Annotated in this window: 21 protein-coding genes and 1 pseudogene; 5 read left to right on the plus strand and 17 right to left on the minus strand. The window is 66.2% G+C overall.

Annotated elements, in window-relative coordinates:
* Positions 1–9: 9 nt before the first annotated feature.
* The 14 genes from ACQPZ2_RS27380 to uraD form a co-directional block, all read right to left on the minus strand.
* Positions 10–1,572: a glycerate kinase gene (locus ACQPZ2_RS27380; protein WP_433521082.1), complete on the minus strand. Its 1,563-nt coding sequence runs from the start codon at positions 1,570–1,572 to the stop codon at positions 10–12.
* A gap of 6 nt (positions 1,573–1,578) precedes the next feature.
* Positions 1,579–3,354 (minus strand): glyoxylate carboligase, encoded by a 1,776-nt coding sequence (gene gcl, locus ACQPZ2_RS27385; protein ID WP_433521083.1) that lies wholly within the window; start codon positions 3,352–3,354, stop codon positions 1,579–1,581.
* Positions 3,355–3,356: 2 nt separating this feature from the next.
* Positions 3,357–4,283 carry an NAD(P)-dependent oxidoreductase gene (locus ACQPZ2_RS27390; protein WP_433521084.1) on the minus strand — a complete coding sequence of 309 codons (927 nt, stop codon included), beginning with the start codon at positions 4,281–4,283 and terminating at the stop codon, positions 3,357–3,359.
* A complete protein-coding gene (locus ACQPZ2_RS27395; RefSeq protein ID WP_433521085.1) occupies positions 4,264–5,082 on the minus strand; it encodes a hydroxypyruvate isomerase family protein in 819 nt (272 codons plus the stop codon). The genes ACQPZ2_RS27390 and ACQPZ2_RS27395 overlap by 20 nt, the downstream gene beginning before the upstream one ends.
* Positions 5,079–5,459 (minus strand): allophanate hydrolase-related protein, encoded by a 381-nt coding sequence (locus ACQPZ2_RS27400; RefSeq protein ID WP_040699294.1) that lies wholly within the window; start codon positions 5,457–5,459, stop codon positions 5,079–5,081. Before ACQPZ2_RS27400 ends, ACQPZ2_RS27395 begins: the two co-directional genes overlap by 4 nt.
* 188 nt (positions 5,460–5,647) lie before the next feature.
* Positions 5,648–6,715: an XdhC family protein gene (locus ACQPZ2_RS27405; protein WP_433521086.1), complete on the minus strand. Its 1,068-nt coding sequence runs from the start codon at positions 6,713–6,715 to the stop codon at positions 5,648–5,650.
* A 4-nt stretch (positions 6,716–6,719) separates the two neighbouring features.
* Positions 6,720–8,162 (minus strand): NCS2 family permease, encoded by a 1,443-nt coding sequence (locus tag ACQPZ2_RS27410; protein ID WP_433521087.1) that lies wholly within the window; start codon positions 8,160–8,162, stop codon positions 6,720–6,722.
* A gap of 132 nt (positions 8,163–8,294) precedes the next feature.
* Positions 8,295–10,628, minus strand: a complete 2,334-nt coding sequence (locus tag ACQPZ2_RS27415) for a xanthine dehydrogenase family protein molybdopterin-binding subunit (protein ID WP_433521088.1) — start codon at positions 10,626–10,628, stop codon at positions 8,295–8,297.
* Complete coding sequence (locus tag ACQPZ2_RS27420; protein WP_433521089.1) at positions 10,625–11,980, minus strand: 8-oxoguanine deaminase; 1,356 nt, start codon at positions 11,978–11,980, stop codon at positions 10,625–10,627. The genes ACQPZ2_RS27415 and ACQPZ2_RS27420 overlap by 4 nt, the downstream gene beginning before the upstream one ends.
* Positions 11,981–12,075: 95 nt before the next feature.
* Positions 12,076–12,546 (minus strand): (2Fe-2S)-binding protein, encoded by a 471-nt coding sequence (locus tag ACQPZ2_RS27425; RefSeq protein ID WP_433521090.1) that lies wholly within the window; start codon positions 12,544–12,546, stop codon positions 12,076–12,078.
* The gene (locus ACQPZ2_RS27430; protein WP_433521091.1) at positions 12,546–13,421 is read right to left on the minus strand and encodes an FAD binding domain-containing protein; all 876 of its coding nucleotides are present in this window, start codon (positions 13,419–13,421) and stop codon (positions 12,546–12,548) included. Before ACQPZ2_RS27430 ends, ACQPZ2_RS27425 begins: the two co-directional genes overlap by 1 nt.
* 2 nt (positions 13,422–13,423) lie before the next feature.
* Positions 13,424–14,299 (minus strand): factor-independent urate hydroxylase, encoded by an 876-nt coding sequence (gene pucL / locus ACQPZ2_RS27435; RefSeq protein ID WP_433521092.1) that lies wholly within the window; start codon positions 14,297–14,299, stop codon positions 13,424–13,426.
* 3 nt (positions 14,300–14,302) lie between these two features.
* Entirely contained in the window at positions 14,303–14,602 is a 300-nt protein-coding gene (gene uraH, locus ACQPZ2_RS27440; protein ID WP_063037951.1) for a hydroxyisourate hydrolase, read from the minus strand.
* Positions 14,599–15,111, minus strand: coding sequence for a 2-oxo-4-hydroxy-4-carboxy-5-ureidoimidazoline decarboxylase (gene uraD, locus ACQPZ2_RS27445; protein WP_433521093.1), 513 nt, complete (start codon positions 15,109–15,111; stop codon positions 14,599–14,601). The genes uraH and uraD overlap by 4 nt, the downstream gene beginning before the upstream one ends.
* Before the next feature lie 194 nt (positions 15,112–15,305).
* Here uraD and ACQPZ2_RS27450 point away from each other — a divergent pair, with 194 nt between their 5' ends.
* Together ACQPZ2_RS27450 and ACQPZ2_RS27455 are read left to right on the plus strand one after the other, a co-directional pair.
* Positions 15,306–16,775, plus strand: coding sequence for a PucR family transcriptional regulator (locus ACQPZ2_RS27450; RefSeq protein WP_433521094.1), 1,470 nt, complete (start codon positions 15,306–15,308; stop codon positions 16,773–16,775).
* 8 nt (positions 16,776–16,783) lie between these two features.
* Positions 16,784–17,608, plus strand: coding sequence for an alpha/beta fold hydrolase (locus ACQPZ2_RS27455; protein ID WP_433521095.1), 825 nt, complete (start codon positions 16,784–16,786; stop codon positions 17,606–17,608).
* A 40-nt stretch (positions 17,609–17,648) separates the two neighbouring features.
* Here the strand turns inward: ACQPZ2_RS27455 and ACQPZ2_RS27460 are convergent.
* The 3 genes and pseudogenes from ACQPZ2_RS27460 to ACQPZ2_RS27470 all read right to left on the minus strand — a co-directional run bounded on the left by ACQPZ2_RS27460 (position 17,649) and on the right by ACQPZ2_RS27470 (position 20,246).
* Positions 17,649–18,397: pseudogene (locus ACQPZ2_RS27460) on the minus strand (SDR family oxidoreductase).
* Positions 18,398–18,450: 53 nt separating this feature from the next.
* Positions 18,451–19,671: an NADH:flavin oxidoreductase gene (locus ACQPZ2_RS27465; protein WP_433521096.1), complete on the minus strand. Its 1,221-nt coding sequence runs from the start codon at positions 19,669–19,671 to the stop codon at positions 18,451–18,453.
* Positions 19,668–20,246, minus strand: coding sequence for a TetR family transcriptional regulator (locus ACQPZ2_RS27470; protein ID WP_433521097.1), 579 nt, complete (start codon positions 20,244–20,246; stop codon positions 19,668–19,670). Before ACQPZ2_RS27470 ends, ACQPZ2_RS27465 begins: the two co-directional genes overlap by 4 nt.
* 289 nt (positions 20,247–20,535) lie before the next feature.
* Between ACQPZ2_RS27470 and ACQPZ2_RS27475 the strand changes: the two genes are divergently transcribed.
* The 3 genes from ACQPZ2_RS27475 to ACQPZ2_RS27485 all read left to right on the plus strand — a co-directional run bounded on the left by ACQPZ2_RS27475 (position 20,536) and on the right by ACQPZ2_RS27485 (position 22,464).
* The gene (locus tag ACQPZ2_RS27475; protein ID WP_433521098.1) at positions 20,536–21,141 is read left to right on the plus strand and encodes a hypothetical protein; all 606 of its coding nucleotides are present in this window, start codon (positions 20,536–20,538) and stop codon (positions 21,139–21,141) included.
* Positions 21,142–21,290: 149 nt separating this feature from the next.
* A complete protein-coding gene (locus tag ACQPZ2_RS27480; protein WP_433521099.1) occupies positions 21,291–21,989 on the plus strand; it encodes a helix-turn-helix transcriptional regulator in 699 nt (232 codons plus the stop codon).
* 97 nt (positions 21,990–22,086) lie between these two features.
* On the plus strand, positions 22,087–22,464 hold the full coding sequence (locus ACQPZ2_RS27485; protein ID WP_433521100.1) for a VOC family protein: 378 nt from the start codon (positions 22,087–22,089) through the stop codon (positions 22,462–22,464).
* Positions 22,465–22,616: the final 152 nt, after the last annotated feature.

Below are 22,616 nucleotides of genomic sequence, written 5' to 3' on the forward strand. Positions count from 1 at the left end.
CATCGGAAATCATCGGAATCTCCCGTCGAATGTCCTTGCGCCGCTGTCGTTTCGGGAGGCGGCAGCGACGATGTCATCGGCCAGGTCTGCCACGCTGCGCTGTGGAGTGGCCGCACCGGCAGGGTGGCCTGCGGATATCTGGTCCCTGGCAACGATCGGCAGCTGGTGTCCAGCAGGTGACCGGACCGCCGTGGCCGCACCGGCAGGGTGATCTGCGGATCCTTGGCCCGCAGCGGCCTCCGGCGACTGGTGCTCCGCAGATCGCCGCTCCGCCGTGGCCGCCCCAACGGCGTGGTTTGCAGGCACCTGCCCCGTGGCAGCCTCCGGCAGCTGGTGCCCGACAGACGACCGCTCCGCCGTGACCGCCCCGGGGACATGGCCAGCAGAGACATGATCCGCAGCGGCCTCCGGCGACTGGTGCTCCGCAGATGGCCGTTCCGTCGTGGGATCCAACGGCAGGTGTTCCGCGGCAATCTGCGCACCCAGCCGCTCGAGCAGCAGCTCCCCCTCCGCGAAGCAGCGCGCGATATCGGGTTCGATATCGGTCAGGGCGTATGCGGCCGAGAACCCCGCCTCATGCAATCGCTGGAGGGGCAGCGTATTCCGGCCACAAACAGCGATGACCGGCACGCCCGCAAACCCGGCGGCAGTAGCGACACCGGCCGGTGCCTTGCCGTACAGGGTCTGCTCGTCGAGCATACCCTCCCCGGTCACCACCAGATCCGCACCGGCGACCTGTTCCGCGAAACCGACCAGCTCCAAAACCAATTCGATCCCGGGACGCAGCCGAGCACCGAGCACCGCGACGGCCGCGAACCCGACCCCGCCCGCCGCACCGGCACCCGCACGATCACGCATATCGTTCCCGGTGGCGACCGCGACACAAGCCGCCCAATGGGTGAGCGCCGCGTCGAGCACTTCCACTTGGTCGCCATCCGCACCCTTTTGCGGACCATAGATAGCGGCCGCACCGCGCGGACCGGTGAGCGGATTGTCGACATCGCACGCGACGGTGACCTCGACCCCGGCCAGCCGTTCCCGCACCGGCGCAAGGTCGATCGTGTGCAGCCGCGCCAATGCCGCACCGCCGTCACCTATTTCGGCCCCGTCGACATCGAGCAGTCGCGCGCCGAGAGCCACGAGCAGCCCGGCACCGCCATCGGTACCCGCACTGCCCCCGATGCCGAGCACCACCCGACGGCAACCCGCATCGATCGCCGCGGCGATGACCTCGCCGGTGCCCCGGCTGGTGGCCGTCATCGGTGCGAACTTCCCACCCGGTAGCCGTACGAGCCCGGATACGTCCGCCAGTTCCACGACGGCGATATCGTCGCGCCGGGCATACGCCGTGCACACCGGTTCGCCGGTCGGTCCGGACGCGGTCACCAGCACCGCATCGAAACCCGCGGCCGATGCGGCGGCGACGGTGCCGTCCCCGCCGTCCGCGATCGGCACCACCGACACCTCGGCACCGGGCCGGACGCGGTGGATGCCGACCCGGACAGCGGCACCGACCTGCGCAGCAGTCAACGACCCCTTGAACTTGTCGGACGCGATCAGGACTCGAGTCATCGCGGCTCAGTCCAGCTGCGCGGTCGCGGTCGGCACGTCGGCTGCGGACTGCGCCAGTTCTTCGAATTCGACGATATTGTCGATCTCGAGTCCCATCGACACATTCGTCACCCGTTCGAGGATGACCTCGACGATCACCGGCACCCGGAATTCGGTCACCAGCTTCTTCGCCTCATCGAGCGCCGAACCGATCCACGCCGGATCGAATACCCGGATCGCCTTGCAGCCCAGGCCTTCCGCGACCTTGACGTGGTCGACGCCGTACCCGGCGAGCTCTGGGCTGTTGATGTTGTCGAAGGCGAGCTGCACGTAATAGTCCATGTCGAACGCGCGCTGTGCCTGACGGATCAGGCCCAGATACGAATTGTTCACCACGACATGGATGTACGGGATATTGAACTGCGCGCCGACGGCCAATTCCTCGATGAGGAACTGGAAGTCGTAGTCACCCGAGAGCGCAACCACGGTGGCATCGGGATCTGCCGTCGCGACACCGATGGCCGCGGGTACGGTCCAGCCCAGCGGCCCGGCCTGGCCCGCGTTGAACCAGTGCCGCGGCCGGTAGACGTGCAGCAACTGCGCCGCCTGGATCTGTGACAGACCGATGGTGCTGACGTAGCGCACCTCGGGCCCGAATGCCTTGTTCATCTCCTCGTAGACGCGCTGCGGCTTGATCGGCATATCGTCGAAGTGCGTCTTGCGCAGCCCGACTTGTTTCCGGTTGCGGCACTGCTCGGCCCACACGCTGCGATCGGGCAGTTGTCCGGCCGCATACAGTTCGCGCGCGACCTCGACGAACACCCGCAGCGCGGCACCCGCGTCGGAGGTGATGCCGTAATCCGGCGCGAACACCCGACCGATCTGGGTCGGCTCGATATCGATGTGTACGAAGGTGCGGTCCTTGGTGTAGGTGTCCACACCGCCGGTATGCCGGTTGGCCCAGCGGTTTCCGATGCCGAGCACGAAATCGGATTCGAGTAGGGTGGCATTGCCGTACCGATGTGAGGTCTGCAGTCCGACCATGCCCGCGTGCAGCGCGTGATCGTCGGGGATCGTGCCCCAGCCCATGAGCGTCGGCACCACCGGCACACCGGTGACTTCGGCGAATTCGACAAGCAGCGCCGCGGCATCGGCATTCACGATGCCGCCACCCGCGACGATCAGCGGCCGCTGTGCCGCATTCAACATCTCGATGGCCTTGACCGCCTGCGCCCGGGTCGCGGCCGGGCGGTGCACCTCGAGCGGCTCGTAAGTCTCGATGTCGAACTCGATTTCGGCGAGCTGCACATCGATCGGCAGATCGATCAGGACCGGACCCGGACGGCCCTCGCGCATCAACCGGAAGGCCTTCTGGAACGTGCCCGGAACCTGTGCGGGCTCGAGCACTGTCACCGCCCACTTGCTCACCGGTGCGGCGATCGAAGCGATATCGACGGCCTGGAAATCCTCCTTGTGCAGCTTGGCCACCGGAGCCTGACCGGTGATGCACAGGATCGGAATCGAATCCGCGCTGGCGGAATACAGGCCGGTGATCATATCGGTGCCCGCGGGCCCCGACGTGCCGATGCAGACGCCGATATTGCCCGCGGCCGCCCGGGTATACCCCTCGGCCATATGCGAGGCGGCCTCGACGTGGCGGGCCAGCACGTGCTTGATACCGCCGTGCGCGCGCATCGCGCTGTAGAAGGGGTTGATCGCGGCACCTGGCAAGCCGAATGCCTGTGTCGCGCCTTCTTTTTCGAGAATCAGAACCGCGGCATCCACGGTGCGCATGCGTGCCATGGTCAGTGCTCCCGGCCCGACAGCGCCTCGGTCACCTTCAGCAGACCCGAATGGTCCAGTGAACCGTGACCCATCGCGCGCGCGGCCGCGATCAACTGCGCGGTCAGCGCACCCATCGGGATCGGCACCTCGGCGTCGCGGGCGGCCTGCAGGATGATGCCCATATCCTTGTGGTGCAGGTCGATTCGGAAGCCGGGCTTGAAGTCACGCTTCAGCATGGATGCGCGCTTGAGTTCGAGGATCTTGCTGCCCGCGAGCCCGCCCGCCAGCACATCGAGGCCCTTCTCGGCGTCCGCGCCCAGGTTCTCCATCAGCAGAATCGCCTCGGCCACCAGGGCATAGGTGCCGCCGACGACGAGCTGATTGGCGGCCTTGACCACCTGACCGGCACCGTTCGGTCCAACCAGTGCGAAGGTCTTGCCGACCGCCTCGAAAATCGGTGTGGCCGCGGCGAAGTCGGTCTCGTTGCCACCGACCATGATCGACAGCGCGGCATTGATCGCGCCCGGCTCGCCACCGGAGACCGGGGCGTCGAGCACCCGCAGTCCCTTCTCGATGCCCCGCTCGGCGGTCGAGCGCGCGGTCTTGGGCGTGATAGTGGAGAAGTCGATGTACAGCGTGCCGGGCGCGGCGTGCACGAGCACATCGGCGAAGACCGCCTCGACGTGCTCGTCCTGCGGCAGCATCGTGATGACGACGTCCTTGTCCCGCACCGCTTCCGCGACACCGGACGCGGCCGAACCACCCGCGGCCTTCAGCTTCTCCAGACCGGTGGGGCCGATGTCGTAACCGGTCACCTCGTGCCCGACGGCGACGAGGTGACCCGCCATCGGGCTGCCCATGATCCCCAGGCCGACAAAACCGATCCTTTGCCCACCCGTCGCCCGGCCGCCACCCCTCACGGAATCGCTACGCGATGCTGTAGTCATTTGTCCACTTCCAATCCAGCTCGGGGTCTTTGTATTCGAGGCCGATCCAGCCGTCGTAGCCGCTCTCGGCCAGGGTTTCGAAGAGCGCGGCGAAGTCGAGTTCGCCGGTGCCGGGACGGCCGCGCCCCGGACTGTCGGCGATCTGGACGTGGCCGAGATGCGCGGCGTGCGTGCGGATCACCGAGTGCAGGCCCTCACCCATACGGGCCAGGTGGTACAGGTCGCAGAGCAACCGCACGTTGGATTCACCGGTCTGCTCGATGACCCGCACGGCGTGCGCGGCGCTCACGATCGGATAGTTCGGCGACTCGAAGGAATTCAGCGCCTCCAGCAGGACGACGGCGCCGATGGCACCCGCCGCCTGTGCGGCAAGACTCAGGTTCTCCAGCGCGAGTTCGTCCTGCTTGTCCGGACTCTCACCCTCGACACGGTTGCCGTAGAGGGCATTCAGCGCGCGGCAGCCGGTCTCCTCGGCGATACCGACGGCGACATCGATATTGTCGCGGAACCGGGTGACCTCACTCGGAACCGAGACCAGGCCGCGCCCGCCCGCCGGAATCAGGTCGATGAAGTTCAGTCCGGCCAATTCCACACCGGCATCGCGGATCGCGCGTACGAACGCATCGATCTCCTTGTCGCCCGGCGTCGGATCCAAACCGAACGGCCACCAGAATTCGACCGCGTCGAATCCGGCCTGCTTTGCCGCGGCGGGGCGTTCCAGCAGCGGGAGATCGGTGAACAGGATCGAGCAATTGACATCGAATTTCGGGAAGGCGACGCCTCCGGCGTGCTTACTCATTCAGCTCCTTGACGGTATTTCTTCCAGCTGCCGATGGCGGTGATATCGATCAGCTCCGGATACGAGGTCGGCGCGCGGCGCAGCAGCATCGATAGGACCGAACGACCGTCTTCGAGTTCGATCGCACCGAGTTCGAGTTCGGGTGGTTCGGCAGGCAGCAGCCGCTGCCGCAGCACTTCCATGGGGATATCGAACAGTTCACCGGATATCGAGTCGCCGCCATCGGCGACGGGATCCAGACCTGGGAACCGATCGCCGACCGAATAGAAGCGGTAGCGCGGCGCGGTTTTCGCTTCGCCCGCGAAAGGCGCGCCGTCGAGCAGATGATTGAGCGGTTCGCCGCGCATGGCGGAACCGTTCAGAAATATCAACGGCATTCGGTGAATCCTTTGTTCGTGATTTCGTCAATTATGTGGCCCGACCAAACTGTCGGAATAGCCGCTATTAGCCCGAAGCCGATCGGATATCCCGAAGTCGATTTCGTAGGATGCTCCAGCCGCAGCCGCGGCGCCGACACCGCGCGCCCCGCGTACCGGGTGTACGGATGCACGGCGGGGCGCGCGGCTCACCGGACCGGGAGCAGGTCCCGGTGGATCGGTCCGCCGGTGGCGGTCAGCGGTTGGGCCGAGCCGCCGCGGCGCACCGCGACGATCTCGGCGGCGATGGATACCGCCGTCTCCTCCGCGGTCCGCGCGCCGAGATCGAGCCCGATCGGTGAATGCAATTGGGCCAGTTCCGATTCCGTCACACCGGCGGCGCGCAGCCCGGCCATGCGGTCCTCGTGGGTGCGACGGGAACCCATCGCGCCCACGTAGGCCACCGGCAGCCGCAGCGCCACCTCGAGCAGCGGGATATCGAATTTGGCGTCATGAGTGAGCACGCACAGCACGGTGCGCGCATCGACTTGTGTGCGTGCGAGATAGCGGTCCGGCCACTGCACGACGATCTCGTCGGCATCCGGAAAACGTGCCCGCGTGGCGAACACCGGGCGGGCATCGCAGACGGTGACGTGATATCCGAGGAAACGGCCGATCCTGGTGACGGCGGCCGCGAAATCTATTGCGCCGAAGACGATCATGCGCGGCGGTGGTACATACGATTCCACGAATACCATGACTTCACCTGCACCACAGCCGATCTCGCGCACACCGGTCGCGCCGATGTCGAGCATTGCCCTGGCCTCGGCCACGACCACCTCGTCGAAGGCGTCGCCGACCGTCCACCAGGACCCGATCGCCATGGCCGCACCGGTCTGCAGATCCCGTACCAGCGCGACCGCCTCGTCGGTACGCAGGATCGCCTCGATGGCGACCCGCTCGGCCGCGGTGATCCGCTGGACGAATACCTCGAGCTTGCCGCCGCAGGTCAGCCCGACCGCGAAGGCGTCGTCGTCGCTGTATCCGAAGGTTTCGCGCACCGGCTGCCCGGTGCGCAGGACCTCACGGCAGAGTTCGTACACCGCGCCCTCGACACAGCCACCGGAGATGCTTCCGATGACAATGCCGTCGGCGTCGACCGCCAGCGCCGCACCGGGCGGCCGAGGGGCACTTCCGGTGACGCCGATGACGGTGGCCACGGCGTAATCCTTTTCCGCCGCATGCCATTCCCGCAGTTCTGCCGTGAGGTCGCGCATGGTGCTATCCGCCTAGGAGTAGTTCGATGGCCGAGATGCCGAAGTAACCGGCGAAGACGAGGCTCACCACCCCGATCAGCCAATGGATTTCACGGAATTTGCCGCGCGCCAGCTTGATCACCACGTACGCGATCAGGCCCGCACCGACACCGTTGGTGATGGAGTAGGTGAACGGCATCAGCACGATCGTCAGGAAGGCGGGCACCGCCACCTCCAGATCGTTCCAATCGATCTTGCGGGCCTGGGTCATCATCAGCGCACCGACGATCACCAGCGCAGGTGCGGCGGCCTGGATCGGCACCACGGCCGCGAGCGGGGTGAAAAATACTGCGAGGCAGAACAATCCACCGGTCACCAGGCTGGTCAGTCCGGTGCGGGCGCCCTCACCGACACCCGTCGCGGATTCGACGTACACGGTATTTCCGGCGCCGCCGCTGATACCACCGATGACCTGGGAGATACCGTCGATCGTCAGCACCTTGCCGATACCCGGCATGGTGCCCTTCTCATCGAGCAGTCCAGCCTCGTCGCAGACGCCGAAAACCGTTCCCATGGCATCGAAGAACCCGGTCAGCACCAGAGTGAACAGCACGACCCCCGCAACCAGCCCGCCCGCCTCGGCGAAACCGCCGACGAGGTCGATATTGAGCGCCAGCCCGAAATCGGGTGCGGCGAAGAATCCCTTCGGCTTCTCCGGCACCACCGGCCCCCAGGCCTGCGGGTCGATCTTCGCCAGCGCGTTGACGACAATGGCCAGCACCGTCGAGATGGCGATACTGATCAGAATCGCACCGGGCACCTTGCGGATGAACAGTGCCAGCATCACCAGCAGGCCGACCGCGAAAATCACTACGGGCCAACCGGATAGGTGACCACCGGCGCCGAGGGTGACCGGCGGACCGGTCTGCGCGCCGTGTCCGACCACCCCGGCCGAGACCAGTCCGATCATCGCGATGAACATGCCGATCCCGACGCCGATCGCATTCTTGAGACCGAGCGGGATGGCGTTGATGATCATGGTCCGCAGACCGGTCGCGGCCAGGATCACGATGATCACGCCCATCAGGACGACCAGACCCATGGTCTGCGGCCAGGTCATATGCGGCGCCGCCTGGAAGGCGACCACCGGAACCACACCGAGTCCGGCGGCGAGCGCCAAAGGTACATTGCCCGCCACGCCCATCAGGATGGTGCTGAGTCCCGCGGAAAACGCGGTGGCCGTGGTGAGTTGAGCGATGCTCAGCTTGTCACCGTTGACATCCGCGACGCCGCCGAGAATCAGCGGCACCAACAGGATGACGTAGGCCATGGCGACGAAAGTGGTGATGCCGCCACGGATTTCGCGGGAAACGGTGGTTCGGCGTTCGCTCAGCCGGAAGAACCGGTCGAGCGCAGACCTTCCTGCTACCGGCTCTGGCGTGCTGGGCTTGGTCTGAATCTGGGTCATTGGCGTGCCCTCCTCGGGGCGTAGCCGACCTACGGTCCGGCGGCTGTCCTTGTGGACTGGGCCGGACCGCACGGTTCGGGTACTGCTGTTGTGGAGTCTCTCCGGTCCACTGGAACCGGCTGCCCCTGTTGATCAACTGCTCCGGATGATGTCTTCCGGTCGCACCGGCACTCGGTTGATGTGCACGTTTCCACCCCGTGATCGGCAGGCGTCACGGATCGCCGCAGCGATCGCGGGTGTCGAAGAGAGCGTGGGCGGCTCTCCGGCGCCGCGCAGCCCGTAGGGGGCGTGCGGATCGGCATTTTCGAGAATCTCCAGCCGCTGTGACGGCGTATCGAGAATCGTCGGGATCAGGTAGTCGGTGAAGGACGGGTTGCGCACCTTACCGTTTTCGACCTGGATTTCCTCCATGACCGCCAGGCCAAGCCCCTGTACGGAGCCGCCGTGGATCTGCCCTTCCAGCGACAGGCGGTTCATGATCTTGCCCACGTCCTGGACCGCGTCCAGGGAGACGACCTTGACCAGGCCGAGGTCCGTATCCACGTCCACCACCGCACGGTGTACGCAGAGAGCCAGCTGGGTGTGGCTATTCCCCTGTCCCGTAACGGGATCCATGCCGGTCGTCGGTCGGTGGTGGTACTCGCGGGTCTCTTCGATAACCCCCTCATCCAGGACATCGACGATCGCCGCGAGCACCTCCCCCGTGCGCGAAACCACCTTGCCGCCGACCAGTCGCAGTCCCGGCATGGCACCGAACTTTGCCCGGGCCGAGGCGAGCACGCGCTGGCGCACGGCCTCACAAGCCGCCTTCACCGCGCCACCGGTCATATAGGTCTGGCGGGAAGCGGACGACGAACCCGAGTCGCCGACCTGGTTGTCGGCCGGGTGAATGGTGACCCGTTCGATGCCGAGTTCGGTCCGCGCGATCTGGGCCTCGACCGTCACCAGTCCCTGACCGACCTCGGCGGCCGCGGTGTGCACCAGCGCAACCGGTTCTCCCGCAATGACTTCCAGCCGCACCCGAGCGGTCGAGTAGTCGTCGAAGGCCTCGGAGAAGCAGATGTTCTTGATGCCGACGCCGTAGCCGACACCACGCACCACGCCCTCGCCGTGCGTCGTCTGCGATGCGCCGCCGGGCAGGTTCCGGATATCCGAGGCGTCCAGCTCCGGTGGCATCGGCATATCCCGCAGCTGCCCGAGCATTTCGGCCATCGGCGTCGGCGCGTGCAGCACCTGACCGGTCGCCAGCTTGGAGCCCTGCGACACCGCGTTGATCTGGCGCACGTGCACCGGATCCAGTTCCAGCGCCTCGGCGACCTTGTCCATCATCGACTCGTGCGCGAAACAGGCCTGCACCGCGCCGAATCCGCGCATCGCACCGCACGGTGGGTTATTGGTGTAGATGCCGTATGCGTCGATCTCGATATGCGGAATCTCGTACGGCCCCACCGCGAGCGAGGACGCGTTACCGGTGACATTCAGCGTCGCCGAGGTGTACGCGCCACCGTCGAGGACGATGAGAACCTTTGCGTAGGTGAGCTTTCCGGCATCATCGGCACCGTATTCGTAGAGCATCTTCGCCGGGTGCCGGTGCACGTGCCCGAAGAACGACTCCTCGCGGTTGTACATCATCTTGACGGGCTTGCCGGTGTGCATGGCCAGCATGCCCGCGTGGATCTGCATGGACAGGTCCTCGCGGCCACCGAAGGCTCCGCCGACACCTGCCATGGTCATGCGGATCTGGTCGTCGGCCAGGCCGAGACAAGGCCCGATCTGGGACAGATCATTGTGCATCCACTGCGTGGCGACATAGAAGTCGAGCCCGCCGTCCTCGGCCGGAATCACCAGGCCGGATTCGGGGCCGAGGAATGCCTGGTCCTGAATGCCGACCTCGAATTCTTCGGTGATCACCACGGTGGCCAGCGCGCGGCCCACGGTGATATCGCCGACGCGCACCGGCTGATGCCGGGCGATACCGCCGCGTTCCTGCACCGCGAGCCGTTTCGGGGCCGAGAGCACCGCCATCGGGTCGGTAATGGGTTCCAGTACCTCCCAATCGATTTCGATGGCATCGATGGCGCGCCGGGCGATCTCGGGGTGGTCGGCGGCGACCAGTGCGATGGGCTCACCGTGGTGGCGCACCTCGCCGATGGCCAGGACCGGCTGATCCCAGGTGTGGTCGAGGCCGTACATCTTGCGACCGGGCACATCCTCATGGGTGAGTACCGCGTGCACACCGGTCATGGCCAGTGCGGGCGCGATGTCGATACCGCGGATGATCGCGCGCGGATGCGGGCTGCGCAGCGTCGCGCCCCAGAGCATGCCGTCCATCCATAGATCGGAGGCGTAGGCGAACTCGCCTTTGACCTTCAACGTGCCGTCAGGTCGCAGCGGGCTCTCACCGACGCCGCCCCTACCCGGCGCGGCAACCTCTTCAGGGAATCGGGTGGTCCGTGGGACAGTCATCGTGCCTCCTGTCGCATCAGCCGTTTTCGGGCGGCGACACCCGCCCGGCCGACGACATCCTGTGCGACGGTGCGCAATTCGTCGTTCTCCACAACGGTGCGCCCGCCGATGAGCAGCCGGGCCAGTGGCGGTGTCGGTCCGAAAACCAAGGAGCAGACCGGATCCTCGATCGCCGAGCGGAAACCGTCGACCCGCCAGATGGCGAGGTCGGCGAGTTTGCCGGGTTCGATACTGCCGATCTCCCTGTGGCGGCCTAGATTCCGGGCACCTCCGAGGGTGCCGATCTCGAGCGCCTGGCGCGCGGTAAAGGCGGTCGGTCCGTTGACCGCGCGCTGGAACAGCATGGCCTGCCGCATTTCGCCCGCCATGGAGGTCAGTTCACTCGACGCCGCGCCGTCCACTCCCAAGCCGACCGGCGCACCGGCGGCCACCAGATCGCTGACGCGGGCGATACCCGCACCGAGCCGGGCGTTGGAGCTGGGGCAATGTGCCGAGCCGCTGCCGGTTTCGGCGAAACGCCGGATATCGGCATCATGCAGGTGCACCGCGTGCGCGAACCAGACGTCCTCGCCGAGCCAGCCGAGCTTTTCCATGTATTCGACCGGGGTGCAGCCCATCTGCTCGATGCAGTGCTCTTCCTCGTCGAGCGTTTCGGCGAGATGGGTATGCAGCCGAACACCTTTGGCGCGCGCCAGCGTCGCGGAATCGATCATCAGACCCTCACTCACCGAGAACGGCGAGCAAGGCGCGACCGCGACCCGCAGCATCGAATCGAACGACGGATCGTGGTACTTGTCGATGACTTCGGCAGTGTGGGCGAGGATTTCGTCTCGACTCTCGACCACCTCGTCCGGCGGCAGACCGCCGTCCTTCTGTCCTCGGTCCATGGAACCGCGGCACGGGTGGAAGCGCAGGCCGATCTCGCTCGCCGCGCGTACCTCGGCCTCGAACAGGTCGCCGCGCCCCTTCGGGAAAATGTAGTGGTGGTCGCTGCTGGTGGTGCAGCCGGTCAACGCCAGCCAGCCCAGACCGGCAGCGGCCGCACCGTAGACGACGTCGGCGTCCATGCGTGCCCAGGTGCGGTAGAGACCGGTCAGCCATTCGAACAGGGTGGAATCCTGGAACAGGCCCTGGCTCGCCCACTGATAGAGGTGGTGGTGGGTATTGACCAGGCCGGGGGTCACCAAACAGCCTGTGCCGTCGATCTTTTCGGCGCCCGGGACGATCGGTGCCGGTCCCGCGCCGAGGGCTTCGATGCGGCCATCGGCGATGACGACATATCCGGACGCGATCTCGTCACCCACGACCGGCGCGATATAGGCGTTCTCGATGACGGTCCGCCCACCCGTCACCCGGCCACCGCCCCGCACCGAATCGCTTCGCGATGCTGTACGCCCACCCGTCACCCGACCGCCACCCCTCATGGAATCGCTGCGCGATGCTTTCCTCATTTGCCCGCCTTACGTGCCGCAGCCAGTCGCACCGCGTCGAGGATCTTCTCGTATCCCGTGCAGCGGCAGAGGTTTCCGGCGAGCGCCTCGCGGATCTCCACATCGGAGGGATCGGGATTGCGTTCGATGAGATCGTGCGCCTGCACGATGAGACCCGGTGTGCAGAAGCCGCATTGGACCGCACCGGCCTCGACGAACGTCTCCTGCATCGGATCGAGTTTCGCGCCGTCGGCCAGCCCCTCGACGGTGCGCACCGAGCGATCCTGCACCTGGCCCGCGGCCACGAGACAGGAACACACCGGCGTGCCATCCAAATAGACTGTGCACGAACCGCATTCGCCTTGCTCACAGGCGTTCTTGGAGCCGGGCAGGCCCATGCGCTCACGCAGCATATAGAGGAGGCTCTCGCCCTCCCACACATCGTCGACGGTCTCTTGCGAGCCGTTCACGTCGAAGGTCACACGCATCAGGCTGCCCTCCTTCTTTCTGCTAGGTAGTCCGTCCAGGCCCAGGACAGGGTGCGGCGAGCCAGCACCGTCAGGGCATGTCTGCGGTATTCTGCGGTGCCGCGGACGTCATCGATCGGCTTGGCGGCGGCCGAGACCAGCTCACCGAATTCGCGGACGACATCGAACGGCAATGGGGCCGGGTCATCCCAGTCCAGCGCATCGGCGAGGAACCGCTCGGCCGGTGTCGCGCGCAGCGGCGTCGGACCGGCGGATCCGATGCCGGTGCCGACCGTGCGGGTGTCGGGGTGCAACGCGATCGAGAACGCGCAGACCGCGATCACCATGGCATTGCGGGTGCCGACCTTGGAGAAGTACTGCGGTCCGGTGGCGGGCTCGATCCAGATGGCGCGGATCAGCTCGTCGGGCTCCAGGGCGTTCTTCTTCACCCACACGTAGAAGTCATCGATCGGGATCAGGCGGGTGCCGCGTGCGGCCGACTCCACCTCGATCACGGCATTGCCCGCCAGCAGCGCGGGGTGGGCGTCACCGGCCGGGGACGCACCGCCGAGATTGCCGCCGACCGTGCCGCGATTGCGGATCTGCGGCGAACCGACGGTGCGCGAGGCCTGCGCCAGACCGGGCAGCTGGTGGTTGAGCCGGTTGATGATGCGCACATACGGGACGCCCGCACCGATCCGGATCCGGCCGTCGGGCTCGGTCGAGTAGTCGAACAGGTCGCGACAGCGGTTGAGATCGAGCAGTGCCGCCGGACGGCCGTGGTCGAAGTTCATCTCGACCATGACATCGGTGCCGCCCTGGATGGGTTCGGCTTCCGGTTTCGCGGCCTTCAGCTCGAGCGCCTCGGCCCAGGTATCGGGTCGTAGGAAATCCATCGTCACTCCCAAGCCGGTCCGGGCGCGGGGGCGTCCTCGGTGAGTACGGTGCCCTCGATCAGGCCGTAGGGACGGTCGGCGGCGGCGAACACCTCGTTGTCGTTCTCCAGTCCGAAGCCGGACAGATCCACGACGAAGTGGTGCTTATTGGGCAGCGACAGCCGGACCTCGCAGACCTCCGGGACCGCGCCGATCACCCGGTCGCCCATGGCGTAGAGGGTCTGCTGCAGCGAGTAGCTGTAGGTATCGGCGAATGCCTCGAGCAGCGCACCGCGGACCTCGCGGTAGGCCTTGTCCCAGTCGCCCGGTTCGCTCGCGAAACGCCACTCCGCGTTGACCTCGGTGGCCAGTACGCGGTCGTAGGCCTCCTGCAGCGTCGTGTACTTGTCCTTGATATAGCCGTGGAATTCCGAGCCGGTGGAGTTGAGCACCACCAGGCCCGTCAAACCCGAGACCACCCAGGCGTTTTCGCCGTCGTAGTGCACCCGCGAGGTGCGGGTCTCCTGGCCGGAGCGCACGAACGAATACTGCTTGTCACCGGGGCCGACCACGATGCGCTCCCAGGCGTACTCCGCCAGGGAGACCCGCGCGTGGTGGATGGGCGGCTGGGAATCGACGAAATGCCGTGCCAGCAAAAGACCGAACGCTTCCGGGGAGGTGATGCCGTGTTCCTTGGCGAAGGCGAACACGGTGTTCTTCTGGGTGTCGGTCGGCAGGACCGTCGCATTGTCACCGGTCAGGTGGACCTCGTCCATGTCACCGGATAACGCCACACCGACGTTCAGATCCCGGATCTCGTGGACGCCACCGGTTTTCGTCACCCGGACGACCCGGTTTTCCGCTTTGCCGTATCTATTCGGCCCGAGCTTGATCGACATGGTTCAGCTACCTCGGTAGGTCGAGTAGGAATAGGGACTGAGCAGCAGCGGCACGTGGTAGTGCTCGGCTGGGTCGGTGACGCGGAAGTCGATGGTCACCGACGGATAGAACGGACTGAGGTCACCGGTTTCGAAAATCAGCCGGTGGACACCGATTTCGGGCGCGGGCAGATCCTTGACGCGCCCGTCGTCGTCGGTGCGGCGCTCGGCGAGCACGGTGCCGTCGGCCTTTTCCAGCCGCACCGGCAGCCCCGCCGCCGGGCGACCGGATGCCGCGTCGAGCACGTGGGTGGACAGACTCACCTGTCCTCCAACAGCTTTCGGATTCGCAGCCGGGTGATATCGGCGAGTTCGCGTTGGGTCGCGATGCGCTCGCCCTCGGCGGTATTCGCCAGGCGCCTGCGCAGTTCGGCGCGGATCTGCTCGGCGGAGCGACCGGCGGCGCGGATCAGGAAGACGTGTCCGAACCGCTGCTCGTAGGCCAGGTTGCCTGCGGCGATGTCATCGAGTGTCTGCTGGTCGGCGCTCGCCGTGCCGGACTGCTCACCGGCGGACCACTTGGCCTCGCGCTGGTGCGTGCCCGCCTTCGCCCGGTCACCGATGCGCGGATGCGCGGACAGCGCCTCCGCGATATCGGGCCAACTCAGCTCCCGCACCCCGGCGACAGCGGCGGCCAGCAGGCTCGTGCTGTCCACATAGGGCCGGTGCGCTGCCACCTTCTGCGCCCAGACATGTGAGGCGCAGCAGGTCAGCAGTTCCGCCTCGGCCTGGTCCGGAGGCAGCGAGTTGAGCCATCCGATCTCACCGGACATCCGATCTCCCATCGAGCTTGTTCTGGTGCTGGGAGTAAGTACACCCGTCGTTCATCTGCGCTGCCAGGACCCAGAAATCCGAAGTGTGCGCCAGTTCACACGGGCTCGTTTGTGTGAAGATCCAAAGCGTCACCGGGAGGGCGCGAGCCGGGCTGTTAGCCTCGGCAAGTGTGCGACTTAGATCACTTCTGACCATGAACCTCGGTCTCGAGCTCGTCACCGGCGAGGAAGAGCTCGACCGCTTCGTGCGCTGGGTAGTGACCACCGACATGCTCGATCCGAGTCGTTATCTCTCCGGCGGTGAGCTGGTTCTGACCGGGCTGCAATGGCGGCTTTCGCCGGAGGACAGCGAGACCTTCGTGCGCGCACTGGCCCAAGCCGGAGTCGCCGGACTCGCCGCCGGTGACGCCCGCTACGGCGGCGCTCCGCCCGACGTCGTCGAGGCCTGTCAACGACATCGGATACCGCTGTTCCGTGTCCGTGAGGATGTCGCATTCGCCCAGGTCACCGAGACATTGACCCGCAATCTGTCCACCGGGCGCGCCGCCGATCTGACCGCCATTCTCGACCGCCACCGCCAGCTCGTCTCGGGTACCGGGCTGGGCTCGGTGCTCGAACTGATCGAACGCGATCTCGGGATGCGCTGCTGGGTCGTCGCATCCACCGGACGCGTGGTGGCCGGACCCGCGGCAGCACCGCCGGTCGGAGCCACCGCCGCCTTCCTGAACGCCCGCCGTCTCCCCCACGTGTTGGTCCAGGACAAGGCGCGCTACTCGCTGTTCGCGGTCGACGAGCACAGCACCTCCCGCGCCGCCGACTGGTTCCTGGTCTTCGAAGGCGACTTCAAAGACTGGCCGGAAGAACGTCGCGCCCTGACCGGCGAGCTCGCCGCGGTCGTATCGCTCGAACGCGCCCGGCTCGACGACCGTCAGAGCGCCGAGGGCCGCCTAGCCCAGGAACTCATCGAACTGATCGTCTCCGATGCCAAACCCGCCGAAATCATTTCCCGCCTGGAACTGACGGGTCTCGGTCCCGCCGAAACCTATATTGCGGTCGCGGCTGGCGCAGATGCCTTGCGCCCCGGCGAATTACGCGTCCTACTGCGCGAAATCCTCTACGGCAAAAGGCCTGCCGCAGGTGTGGTCGACGGTGAAGCCATCGCCCTCATCCCCGCAGACGGCTCCGTCATCAGCGAAATCCACCGCGCTGTAACCGCTTTGGAGCCCGGACTACAGGGTGCTCACCTCTCGATCGGTGTCAGCGGCATCGTCGACGGCGAAGGTCTGCGCGGCGCGGTAGAAGAAGCCCGCTACGCCCGCCGCCTCGCGGCCGACCGCCCCACCCCCACCACCGTCGTCGGCCACGACGAACTCGCCACCCATATGCTCCTGCTGGCCAGCGTCCCCGACGAGGTCCGGCGCATGTTCCGCCTGCGCCTGCTCGACCCGTTGAGCAGCTACGACCAGGAAAACCGCGCCGACTTGGTGCACACCTTGGAAACCTTCCTCGAGGTGTCCGGCTCGTGGACCAAATGCGCTGAGCTACTTCACGTTCACGTGAATACCCTGCGCTACCGTATCCAACGCATCGAGGAACTGACCGGCCGCGACCTGTCCCGCCTCGAAGACCGCGTCGACTTCTTCCTCGCCCTCGCCCTCCGCTGAAGGAACCCATGGACAGCACGGATCTCTACATCCCGACTCGGCTCGGTACCCTGCACGTCGTCACAACCGGGCACGGCGATCCGCTCGTGATGTGGCCGAGCCTGCTCATGGATGCCGGGCTCTGGGACGCTCAGATCGCTCACTTCGCCGAGAATTATCTGACCATCGCGGTGGACCCGCCCGGCCACGGAAAATCCGGTCCACTCACTCGCGGCTTCACGTTCGACGACTGCGCGGGCTGTGTGGTCGACATCCTCGACCACCTCGAACTCTCGCGGGCCCACTTCATCGGGAACTCCTGGGGCGCCATGATCGGCGGCACCTTGGCCGCCGAATATCCGGACCGCGTGCGATCCGCCATCTTGATGAACGGCACGGCCTCACCAGCCCCGAGTGGTCAGAAATTGCAGTACAGGGCGCTGCTGGTCATCGTCGGTATCCTGCGCGGCATCCGTCCGCCGCTCACTCGATCCGTAGTGAGCGCCTTCCTCGGGCCGACCACCGAAGCCACCCGCCCCGATGTCGTGCGCCGGGTCCTCGACACGGCACGTCGCAATGATCCGAAATCGGTCGCGCATGCCGTCCGATCCGTGGTGATCGAGCGCCCGGACCAACGCGACCGCTTCGCCGCGATCACCTGTCCCACGCTGGTCGTCGGCGGTCGCGAGGATCGCACCTTTCCGGTGCCCGAACTGGAGACCATGGCGCGCAGCATTCCCGGCGCGGAGTTCACGGTCATCGAGAATGCCGCGCACCTCGCCGCCGCCGAAGTGCCCGATGTCGTCAACCAATTGGTCGAAACCTTCCTGACCGACCACGCCGAAGCGCACTGACTCGGGATCGCCCGCGCCGGGCTCGCGTGCTGCCGCGGGCTCAGCCGAAGGTGGATCCCGCGGTCATGCCGCCGTCGATGACGTACTCCGCACCGTTGCAGAAGCTCGACTCGGTACTGGCCAAGAAGACAACCAAACTCGTCACCTCCTCGGGCAGGCCCAGGCGGGCCAGGGTGTTCTCGTTCCGATCGACGTCCACCGCACCCGCCATCGCGCCGATCATCGGGGTGAGAATGCCGCCCGGGTGGACCGAGTTGACACGCACGCCATGCGGAGCCAGTTCCAGCGCAGCCGATTTCGTGAGCCCGCGCAGACCGAACTTCGATGCGGTGTAGGCGTGCATACCGGCCACACCCTGCATTCCGGCGGCCGAGGAGATGTTCACCACCGCCGACGGACGGGCCGCGCCAGCGCGTCACGCGCCGCCGTCAGTCCGAGGAACGGACCGGTGAGATTGATCGCCAGCACCTGCTGCCACTGCTTCTCGGTGTAGGTACCCAGCGGTCCGCCGTCCAGGACACCGGCATTGTTCACCAGCACGTCCAGCTTGCCGAACCGACGTACGGCCTCGGCTACGGCGGCCTCCCAGTCGCCGGACCGGGTGACGTCGAGGTGGACGTAGGCGGCCTGCTCGCCCAGTTCGTCGGCCAGCCGCGCACCGGCCTCGTCCGCGATATCGCCGATCACGACCGATGCGCCTTCGTCGACGAATGCCCGCGCATGGGAGGCGCCCATCCCCGAGGACCCGCCACTGATCAAGGCGACCCGTCCGGCCAACCGTCCCGCCATAATTCGCTTCCGCGATGGTGAATGTGCGCCGCGCTCATCACCACTGACAACGCTCATGGCCGCACCTCCGGCTCGGTGCCGAGAACCGGCACTGTTTCGATGATCACCGGGCCGTCGAGTCGGTACAGGCACTTGGTTCCGGTGTAAATGGTCGGCATGCATTCGTTGCAGTGGATGCACGCGGACCGGGTGGCGGCCTCGGATTCGATACGGTGCAACAGATTCGGTTCACGCAGCAGCGCACGGCCCATGGCGACGAATTCGAAGCCCTCGGTCCTGGCGAGCCGCATGGTGTCCAGATTCGTAATGCCACCCAACAGGATCAGCGGCATCGACAACTCCCGCCGGAAGTGGCGGGCCCGCTCCAAGAGGTAGGCCTCCTGATACGGGTACTCCTTCAGGAATGAGCGGCCGACCATGCGAAAGCCCCAACGTGCCGGTGCCGGAAGCACTTTCGCGAACGACTTGCGCGGCGCGGCACCGTGGAACAGCAGCATCGGATTCAATAGCGAACTGCCCGCGGTCAATTCGAGAGCGTCCAGTGCGCCGTCGGCTTCCAGCCAGGCCGCCACCCGCAGCGACTCCGCGACCGTCAGCCCGCCCCGGACGCCGTCCTCCATATTCAGTTTCGCGGTCACCGCCAGCCGGTCACCCACGGCTTCCTTGACGGCAAGGGCAATTTCGCGCGCCAGCCGCGCCCGGTTCTCGGCCGAACCACCGTAGCGATCGGTGCGCCGGTTCAGCAGTGGGCTGAGGAACGAACTCGTCAAATAGTTGTGCCCGAAGTGGATCTCGACCGCATCGAACCCCGATTCCTCGGCCAGCCGCGCTGCGGTGGCATGAGCCGCGACCAGTTCGCGAATCTCATGCTCTTTGGGCACCTTCATCATTTTCATGCCCAGCGGGCTGAACATACGGCTCGGCGCGAGGGCGGGGTAACCGTTGGAGGCCGCGTTGGCTACCGGACCCGCATGCCCGATCTGCGCGTTGACCGCCGCGCCCTCGGCGTGTACCGCAGCGGTCAGCCGCCGCAAACCCGGGACCGCCTCCTGGCGCATCCAGATCTGATGCCGGTCGGTACGACCGCCGGGCGCCACCGCGCAATAAGCGACGGTCGTCATGCCGACGCCGCCGGCCGCCACTTCGCGGTGGAAGGCGATCAGTTCGTCGGTTACCAGCGCATCCGGGGTGCGTCCCTCGAATGTCGCCGCCTTGATCACGCGATTGCGCAGGGTGATCGGCCCGAGCCGGGCCGGTGTGAATACGTCTGTCATTTCTGTTCTTTCGACGGGGCGGTCAGACCGGCCACCACGAACTCCCGCAATGCGGCGATCGCCGCCTGCGACATCTCCCGCTCCTGCGATCCGGCTCCCCCGAATCGCATGATGATCAGATCGAAGGCCAGAGCCCAGCGCAGACGGCTTTCGGCCTCGGTCAACTCGGGCAGCAATGCCACCCAGGACGCCATGCGGAACCACCGCTGATTCCACAGCACCGGGTGCCCGCCGAGGACGAACTGCGCCAGCAGCCGTAAATGCAACCGGCCCACCGGATCGTCGGCCAATGCGACGAACGGTTCCAGCACCACGTCCACCACCTCGGCCACCGAACCGCGCGCATCCGTCACCATCGACAGCCGGTCGGCCCACAGCGGCCCGAGCCGGTCCTCGAGCAGCGCCGTGACCAGCGCCTCCTTGGATCCGAAGTGATAGTGCACCGCAGCCGGGTTGGCTCCGGCCGCGGCACAGATCGCCCGCACGGAAACCTCGTCATAGCGCTCGGTCAGCAGCAACCGCTCGGCCGCGGCGAGCAGACGGCCCCGCGTGTCCGACGAAAGCTTCTCTGTCATGGGGGTAGCCAACCACGTCCCCATCGGTATTTCAATCATTGATTCAATCAGTGGAACAGGTAAGGTCGGTCTGATTCCGCTCGGCGCGGCGCCTGGTCATTGGAAGACACGCCAGGATCTGGCTGTCGGATACGGCGAGTCGCCACTCTTGCGCTCGCCCACCCGGCGGCGAACGATTAGCTGTGCGGTGGCCGTGTTCGCGGGCCGTGCGGTCCGAGCACCCTCGGTGGACCGCGACGCGTCAGCCTCGCTATAGAGCGGAGTGATCGCTCCGCACTAGGAGGACTCGATGTTCATCCAAGTTATTCAAGGAAAGGTTTCCGACGCCGATCGGCTACGTCGGTGTATGGATCGGTGGAACGAGGAATTGCAGCCGGGAGCCGTCGGCTATCTCGGGACGACCAGCGGGTTGTGCAATGACGGAACGTTCATCGCATTGGCGAGGTTCGAATCCGAAGAAGCGGCGCGGCGCAATAGCAATCGTCCGGAGCAAGGCGCGTGGTGGGCCGAGACCGAGCAGTGCTTCGACGGGCCGGTGCAGTTCATGGATTGCCCCGAGGTGACGCAGTGGCTGGGCGGTGGCTCCGATGAGGCCGGGTTCGTCCAGGTCATGGAGGGACATACCCGCGATCCGCGCCGCATGCGCGAACTGCTCGCCGAAGGCACCGAGCGCATCCACGAACTGCGCCCCGAAATTCTCGGCGGTACCTTGGCGACATACGGCAGCGACGGGTACGTCGAGGCCGTCTACTTCACCTCCGAGGCCGAGGCCCGCGCCCACGAAAAGCTGGAGATTCCAGACGATCTGCGCACCCTGTTCGAGGAGGAAGGCGAACTCATGGGCGAAGTCGAATACTTCGACCTACACGAACCGATGCTGGTCTCCCGCCGCTGACCCGAGCCGTCGCATGCCCAGTGACACCCGCGTGCGGGCGACCGCACGAGGCGCTCACTGGCTATGCGACACCTTCAACTGATACCCGCGATCCGCCAAGACAATTCGGGCAGGCATTCGATGTCGGTGGTCGGCGCTAGCGTGGCGGCGTGAACCGTACGGATCGGCTGTATGCGATAGTCGAGGAATTGCGGGCGGTGGCGCCGCGGATGCGGACCGCGCGGGAGTTGGCCCAGCGTTATGAGGTGAGCGTTCGGACGATCGAACGTGATATCGCGGCACTACAGCAGGCGAGTATTCCGATCTACGCGGATGTCGGCAGGCGCGGCGGCTACGCGTTGGAGAAGAGCATGTCGCTGCCGCCGCTCAACTTCACGGCGGCGGAAGCGGTCGCACTCGCCGTGGCTTTGGCGCGCAGCGAGGCGACGCCCTTCGACCAGGCGGGGCGCAGCGCGTTGCGCAAAATTCTCGGAGTGATGTCGGAGCGCAATGCGGCCGCGGCGCGCGACCTCGCCGCGCGGGTTCGGTTGCTGGATCCGGTGGATGCGCCGCCCGTCCAGGCCATTCCGTCGGTTATCGCGCAGTCGATCGAAGCGGGACGGGTGCTGCGAATCGGCTATTCGGATCGCTTCGGCGCGGCCAGCGAACGGGAGGTCGAGCCGACGGCCTTCCTCAACGGAGCGCACGGCTGGTATCTCATCGCGTGGTGCCGGTTGCGTGCGGAGTCGCGCTGCTTCCGGCTGGACCGCATCCGCGCGGTGACCATGACAGATACGCCGACCTTGCCGCGCCCGCTCACCCCTTCGGATATTCCGAAGGACCTCGAACTCCGAACCGTCGCGCTGTGAGACGAAATCGGCGGGAAACACCGACAGGGGGTTGTCGCCGCGCCGGGTGATCGTAATCGGGCAAGACACCGATACCCGATCGCGAGGAGACGACACGGTGAGCACTCCCCCTTTCAACACGGTTGCCTGGTTCCAGGTCGGCAGCGATAAGCCGCAGGAGGTCGAGAAGTTCTACGGTGACCTGTTCGGCTGGAGCTTCGCCTCAGACCCGAATGCCGACACCTATGACTTGGTCAGCTACCCCGCGAGCGAGGCACCGAGCGGCGGCATCTCGCGCACCCCCGATGCCTCGGCCAATCACGCGACCTTCTTCGTCCTCGTCCAGGATGTGGCGGCCACGGTCGCCGCCGCCGAAAAGCTGGGCGGAAAGGTGTCGGTCCCACCGATCACCGGCAAGGACGGGCTCGTCTTCGCACACATCCTCGACACCTCCGGAAACGACTTCGGCATCTTCAGCCCACCGCCGCAGTCGTGAACCGACGGGGACCTCGGCCATCGGCCGGGGTCCCCCGGTCGTCTCGAACTTTGTTGCGGGGAGCCAACATAAGGCCACATCTCGAGTCCATCGCAATTCGGCAGCTATCCGATTTATCGAATGGATAGCCGCCGAATGCGCGGGCTAGCCTC

The sequence above is a fragment of the Nocardia pseudovaccinii genome (genome assembly GCF_050942345.1).
In the GTDB taxonomy this organism is placed as follows: domain Bacteria; phylum Actinomycetota; class Actinomycetes; order Mycobacteriales; family Mycobacteriaceae; genus Nocardia; species Nocardia pseudovaccinii.